General features: G+C 62.7%; 6 protein-coding genes. All 6 read left to right on the top strand.

Annotated features, from left to right (window positions below; genetic code table 11):
• Positions 1 to 122, top strand: a 122-nt coding sequence (locus tag LJE91_04860; protein ID MCG6868070.1) for an ISAs1 family transposase, incomplete at its 5' end; no start/stop codon positions are given.
• 177 nt (positions 123 to 299) lie between these two features.
• On the top strand, positions 300 to 623 hold the full coding sequence (locus tag LJE91_04855; protein MCG6868069.1) for a TusE/DsrC/DsvC family sulfur relay protein: 324 nt from the start codon (positions 300 to 302) through the stop codon (positions 621 to 623).
• Between the two features lie 72 nt (positions 624 to 695).
• The gene (locus LJE91_04850) at positions 696 to 1,793 is read left to right on the top strand and encodes an efflux RND transporter periplasmic adaptor subunit (GenBank protein MCG6868068.1); all 1,098 of its coding nucleotides are present in this window, start codon (positions 696 to 698) and stop codon (positions 1,791 to 1,793) included.
• Positions 1,790 to 4,858, top strand: coding sequence for an efflux RND transporter permease subunit (locus LJE91_04845; protein ID MCG6868067.1), 3,069 nt, complete (start codon positions 1,790 to 1,792; stop codon positions 4,856 to 4,858). The genes LJE91_04850 and LJE91_04845 overlap by 4 nt, the downstream gene beginning before the upstream one ends.
• Before the next feature lie 63 nt (positions 4,859 to 4,921).
• Positions 4,922 to 5,176 (top strand): DUF2845 domain-containing protein, encoded by a 255-nt coding sequence (locus LJE91_04840; GenBank protein MCG6868066.1) that lies wholly within the window; start codon positions 4,922 to 4,924, stop codon positions 5,174 to 5,176.
• 94 nt (positions 5,177 to 5,270) lie between these two features.
• Positions 5,271 to 6,245: an LOG family protein gene (locus LJE91_04835; protein MCG6868065.1), complete on the top strand. Its 975-nt coding sequence runs from the start codon at positions 5,271 to 5,273 to the stop codon at positions 6,243 to 6,245.
• Positions 6,246 to 6,556 lie beyond the last annotated feature (311 nt).

Raw genomic sequence — 6,556 nt, 5'->3', positions numbered from 1 at the left:
TGCGACATGTTGCAATAAATCTTCTAAAACAAGATAGGACCACAAAATTGGGCGTGAAAAATAAGCGCCTGAAAGCGGGTTGGGATGATCTCTACTTGGAGAAGCTGCTCAGCAGTGCCTAAATTTCGTGCGTTTGCCCTGGTCTGGCCATGGAGGCAGTCTACTCGAGCCGCAGTCACGGGACAAGACCTGACCCTTTTCCTTTCTTCTCAGCGGGAGCCGGAGTCCGCTGGTGGTGAGTACTGTCCAGCCAGCGTTAGAATGCGGATACGATAAGAGCTGCAATGAGGAGTGGTTTGATGAACGAGTCTGTGAGCCCAGTGCTTGACGAAGATGGTTTTCTTGAGGATTCCGGTGACTGGAGCGAACCGGTCGCGCGCCGCATGGCGGCGGACCTGGGAGTGAGTGAACTGAACGACGAGCATTTCCGGGTCATCGCGGACATTCGCAAACACTGCCTCGAGCACGGTTCGCTTTGTGCGATGGAGATCATCTGTGACCGCGTCGGCATGGAAAAGAACTGCATCCGAAACCTCTTCGGCGGGCCTGTCGAGGCCTGGAAGATTGCGGGTATGCCGAACCCGGGACTCGAGGTGCTGACCTATATGAAAAACGAGGAATGAGGCGGCCGCGTCGCAGCTGGATCGTTTCCCGGCCTTCGTCCGAATCCCAAGTTTGAGTACGCCATGGCACGGATCGTCCGGCGGCTTGTATGGCTCACACTCTTCCTGGCCCTTCTGTTCGGCGGGCTGTTCGGACTGAAATTCCACCAGGAGCGCCAGATGCAGGCGATGCTCGGTGTCGCGCCACCGCCTGCCACCGTAGCGGTCTCGACGGTGGAGCGGTCAAGCTGGCAGCCATTCCTGCAATCCGTCGGTAGCCTGGTGGCTGCGGCCGGGATACATGTCGCCACCGAAGTGCCTGGCATCGTGGAGTCGATCGCATTCACTTCGGGAAGTCGGGTCAACAAGGGCGATCTGCTGGTACAACTCGACGAACGGGTCGACCGGGCGCAACTCGCCGGACTGATCGCGGAGAGCCGACTGGCGAGGGTGGAATTCGACCGTCTCGCCGAGTTACTGGAAAAGAAATCGATTTCCCGCTCCGACTACGACCAGGCCGAGGCGGCGCTGGACAATGCGCGCGCACAGGTTGAGGCCAAGCGGCAGTTGATCGAGAAGAAAGAGATCGAAGCGCCCTTCTCCGGTGTGCTCGGGATCCGCAGGGTGGATGTCGGACAGTATCTCGCGGAAGGCCAGGAGTTCGTGTCCCTGCAGTTGCTGGATCCGGTTTACCTGGACTTCAGCATCCCCGAGGGAGACCTGCCGCTGATATCCCTCGACCAGTCGGTGCAGGCCACCGTCAAGGCTTGGCCCGGGATGAGCTTCGAGGGACGCGTGACGGCGATCGAGCCCCGTATCCAGGAGACGACGCGTAACGTCCGCGTGCGGGCAACGCTCCCCAATCCGCAGGAGAAATTGCGTCCCGGCATGTTCGCCCGCGTCCGGGTGCTCCTGCCGCGCCAGGACGATGTGCTCACCCTGCCCCGCTCAGCCATTACCTATACCCCCTACGGCGATTCGGTGTTCCTCGTCGAGGGCGACGGCGAGCAGCTCACGGTGCGCCGCATCCAGATCGATACGGGTGAGCAGCGAGAGGGCCGGGTTCGGATCCTGGAGGGATTGTCCGGGGGCGACCGGGTGGTCAGCGCGGGGCAGGTCAAGCTGCGTAACGGGCAGGCGGTCACGATCGACAACAGCGTCGAACTCGAGCCCCGCGACTCCAACCCGTGAAGTTTACCGACATCTTCATCCATCGGCCGGTACTGGCGAGTGTCGTCAGCCTGCTGATCCTCGTGGTGGGCCTGCGTTCCCTGGCCTCACTGGAGGTGCGCCAATACCCCGAGACCCGGGACACCGTGGTCACGGTGACGACGATCTACCCCGGTGCCTCCGCCGACCTGGTGAAGGGGTTCATCACGACACCCCTGCAGCAGGCCATCGCGGAGGCCAACGGCATCGACTACCTCTCGTCGACCAGCACCCAGGGTGTGTCCGTCATCGAGGCGCAGATGGAGCTCAATTACGATCCCAACGCCGCCGTCGCCGAGATCCAGGCCAAGGTCGCAAGCCAGCGCAACGTCCTGCCGGCCGAGGCCGAGGACCCGGTGATCGACTCCACCACGGGTGACCCGACCGCGCTGATGTACATGGCGTTCTACAGCGACACCATGTCGCCGCCGCAGATCACCGACTACCTTTGGCGTGTCGTGCAACCCCGGCTGCAGGCGATCCCGGGTGTGGCCAAGGCGGAGCTGATCGGTAACAAGGTCTTCGCAATGCGCATCTGGCTGAATCCGTTGCGCATGGCCGCGCTCGGCGTGACCGCCGGCGACGTGCGCAACGTCCTTCGGGCGAACAATTATGTCGCCGGCGTCGGGCAGACCAAGGGTGACTATGTGGCGATCGATCTCAGCGCCACCACCGACGTGTCCGATTCGACGGATTTTGAACGTCTGGTGGTGCGCGAGTCGGGCAGTACGCTGGTGCGCATCAGCGACGTAGCGACCACCCAGCTCGGTGCCGAGGACTACGATTCGTCGAGCTGGTACAAGGGCAAGACCGCCATCTTCATCGGCATCGAGTCGGCGCCGGGCGCGAATCCGCTGGAGGTGGCCGCACGCGTGCACGAAGCCATGCCGGACATCCGCAGTCAGTTGCCGGAAGGACTGGCGGCGCACATCCCCTACGATGCCAGCGTTTTCATCAACGACTCGATCGAGGAGGTGTTCCGCACCCTGGCCGAGGCGGTGTTGATCGTACTGGCGGTTATCTTTCTCTCGCTGGGCTCGCTGCGCGCCGCGCTGGTACCGGCGGTGGCGGTGCCGCTATCCCTGATCGGCGCTGGCACCCTGATGCTGCTGCTGGGCTACTCGATCAATCTGCTGACCCTGCTGGCCATGGTGCTGGCCATCGGCCTGGTGGTGGACGATGCGATCGTGGTGATCGAGAACGTGCACCGCCACATCCAGGAGGGTCAGACACGCACCGAAGCGGCGATTCGGGGCGCCCGCGAGCTGGCAATGCCGATCGTGGCGATGACCACCACACTGGTGGCGGTCTACGCGCCGATCGGGTTCATGGGGGGGCTGGTCGGCACACTGTTCACCGAGTTTGCCTTTACCCTGGCGGGGGCGGTCCTGGTCTCCGGCGTGGTGGCGCTCACCCTGTCGCCCATGTTGTCCGCGCACGTCCTCAAGGCCGCTGACGAACCGGGACGGTTCGAGCACGCCGTCGACCGGTTCTTCTCCAGGCTGGCCACCGGATACCGCAGGCTCCTCGGCATGTCACTCGACACCATCCCGGTCACGATCACCTTCGCGCTGGTCGTGCTCGTAAGCATCTGGTTCATGTTCACCATGAGCAAGCGCGAGCTCGCCCCCACCGAAGATCAGAGCATCCTGTTCTTCCAGGCCCGCGCGCCCCAGACCGCGACCATCGACTACGACGAGGCTTACGGGCGCCGGATCGTCGAACTGTTCGAGACCGTTCCCGAGTACCACGAGGGGTTCTTCCTGCTGGGCTTCGGCGGCGATCCCAGCGTCGTCTTCGGTGGTTTCAAGATGCTCCCGCCCTCGCAAAGGGCGCGTTCGCAGTCCGAGGTCCAGCCGGAGGTCCAGGGCAAACTCGCCACCGTGGCGGGTTTCCAGACCGCGGTTTTCCCGCGCCCCAGCCTGCCGGGCGCCGGCCGCGGACTGCCCCTGCAGTTCGTGATCAACAGCGATGCGGACTATCGCCGTCTGGACGAGGTGGCCGACGAGATCGTAGGCAGAGGCATGGCGAGCGGATTGTTCATGTTTCTGCGCAAGTCCATCGAGTTCGATCGTCCGCGCACCCGCATCGTCATCGACCGGGACCTGGCCGGCGATCTGGGTATCGACATGGGTCAGATCGGCGGGGATCTTGCCACCCTGCTGGGCGGGAGTTATGTCAACCGCTTCAGCCTGGAAGGCCGCAGCTACAAGGTCATACCCCAGGTGGAACAGCGGTTTCGCCTGAACCACGAACAGCTGGACGATTACTATATCCGTACGGACTCGGACGAGCTGGTCCCGTTGTCGACGATCGTGTCCTTCGAGAAAACCGTCGAACCGGGCAAACGGACCCAGTTTCAGCAGCTCAATTCCGTCACCGTCGAGGGCATCATGGCCCCCGGCGTGACCCAGGGCGACGCCATCGATTTTCTCGAGGCGCAGGCCGCGGAGGTGTTCCCGCGGGGCTTTACCTACGATTTCGCCGGAGAGTCGCGCCAGTTTGCGCGACAGGGCAGCGCGCTGGTGGTGACCTTCTTCCTGTCGGTGCTGGTGATCTACCTGGTGCTGGCCGGCCAATTCGAGAGCTGGCGGGATCCCGTGATCATCCTGGTATCGGTGCCCATGTCCATTGCCGGCGCCCTCGCCTTCCTGATGATCGGCTTCGCGACCATCAACATCTATACCCAGGTCGGGCTGATCACGCTGATCGGCCTGATCGCCAAGAACGGGATCCTCATCGTCGAGTTCGCCAACCAGCTTCAGATTCGCGAAGGACTGGACAAGCGGGAGGCCGTGGAGCGGGCGGCATCCATTCGCCTGCGTCCGATCCTGATGACCACCGCAGCGATGGTCCTGGCCATGGCGCCGTTGCTGACGGCTTACGGACCGGGTGCTGTGAGCCGGTTCGACATCGGTCTGGTGATCGCCTCGGGTTTGGGGATCGGCACGCTGTTCACCCTGTTCGTGGTCCCGGCGTTCTACCTCCTGCTCGCCCGCACCCATGTGCAACCCGGTTCGGACATGCAGGCGGCGGATCTGCGATGAGCTGCTAACCTTCTAGGAATCGACGACAATCAATCGGCCACCAACCCCTCGGGAGAATTCGCTATGAGATGCAAACTGACGACATTGCTGTTTCTGGCGATGAGTTTGCCGTCGCCCTTGTTTGCCGACGCCATGACCTGCGGGCAGTCGCTGGTGCAGCAGGGTGACACCGAATACCAGGTCGAGCAGAAGTGCGGAAAGCCGACGAGCAGGGAGATGAATCGCTGGATCTATGATCGCAGTTCGGAGCAGTTTGTCTACGAGCTCACGTTCGAGGCGGGGCAAGTGACCCACATCGTTTCGCGGTCGCGCGAGTAAGTCTCCGAGCCCGCCATGCCGGAATGCGACTGCCTACCGCGGTCGCACCGGATGAGCCATACGCCAAGCGCCGCCACGGGGAGCGCCTCACCAGGTGACCACGGGAAATCACCGCGACGTTCCGTCACCGCCAAGGCGCGATGAACGCGCCGAATCGTTGCCAGGGGGAAGTCCCAAACCTGCGACCGAGAATCCGGAGGCTCCGTCGAAGCTGAAGCAGATCCTTCAAGGCACTTCCTACCGACAGGCCGACGACGACGTCGAGTTCCTTCATCGCGACGAGAATCGGGGAATTCGACTGCAGCTCGAATACCTCAAGCCGGAGTTGACGCTGCAGGCTCACGGTGTCGGGTATACCATCGTGGTGTTCGGAAGTTCACGCATCGTCGAGCCTCGCGCCGCGCAGGCAGAGGTCGATGCGCTGCAGGCGGCGCTCGAAGCGGATCCAGGCAACCGGGAGCAGCGTCGTCGCCTGAGAATCGCCAAGAGTCTGCGGGACAAGTGCCGCTACTACGATATGGCACGGGAGTTCGGGAGACTCGTGGCGGAATCCGGCGGCGGACCGCGCGACTGCCGCCTGGTGGTGATGACCGGGGGCGGTCCCGGAACCATGGAGGCAGCCAACCGCGGTGCCAGTGATGCCGGGGCGGCGAGCGTCGGACTCAACATCCACCTTCCGCATCAACAGTTTCCGAACCCATATATCACACCGGAACTCTGCTTCCGATTCCGGTACTTCGCGTTGCGGAAACTACACTTCCTCATGCGCGCCCGGGCCCTGGTCGCCTTTCCGGGCGGTTTCGGTACCTTCGACGAACTGTTCGGCACCCTGACGTTGGTACAGACCGGCAAGATCGCCCCCGTTCCCATCGTTCTGGTCGGGGCAAGTTACTGGCGCAGGGCGTTCGATGTCGATTTCCTCTGCGACGAAGGCGTCATCGATGAAGAGGACCGGGACCTGTTCTGGTATGCCGAATCCGCCCAGGAGATCTGGCAAGGAATCCTGCGCTGGTATGAAAAAGCCGGGAGTTCAATCTTCGCTCCCGGGTGTCCGATTGACGGGGAATAAGTACTCCTGGACTCACGACACCCTGCCGCCCCGTCCTCATAGCTCCCGCAGGAATCCCGGCGCATAGCGCTTCAGTCGTGATTGTTCGCTCTCGCTATCTGGTTCGACGCCGTATACGGGGCAGTCGAAGCAGCGCTGGCAACAACTGGCCCTATCCATCGTAACTACCTGCCGTGTTCGCCTGCCTTGGCGGCGGGGCCGCTCATCTCCGCTCTGCGACCTCTTGTCCCCGTCGTCTACCAAACCTTTCCGTCTGTCCGTCAAGTGGCTGATGACGCACTGATCCCGCGGTACATTTCTCCCCGTGATGT

It is taken from the genome of Gammaproteobacteria bacterium (assembly GCA_022340215.1).
Taxonomy (GTDB): Bacteria; Pseudomonadota; Gammaproteobacteria; order JAJDOJ01; family JAJDOJ01; genus JAJDOJ01.
The sequence above is the reverse complement of the archived record's forward strand: the minus strand, read 5'-3'. Positions and strand labels throughout refer to the sequence as shown.

Bases quoted from the DNA above. Each gene is read 5' to 3' on its own strand.
- LJE91_04855 (MCG6868069.1), top strand. From the start codon at position 300: ATGAACGAGTCTGTGAGCCCAGTGCTTGACGAAGATGGTTTTCTTGAG.
- LJE91_04840 (MCG6868066.1), top strand. From the start codon at position 4,922: ATGAGATGCAAACTGACGACATTGCTGTTTCTGGCGATGAGTTTGCCG.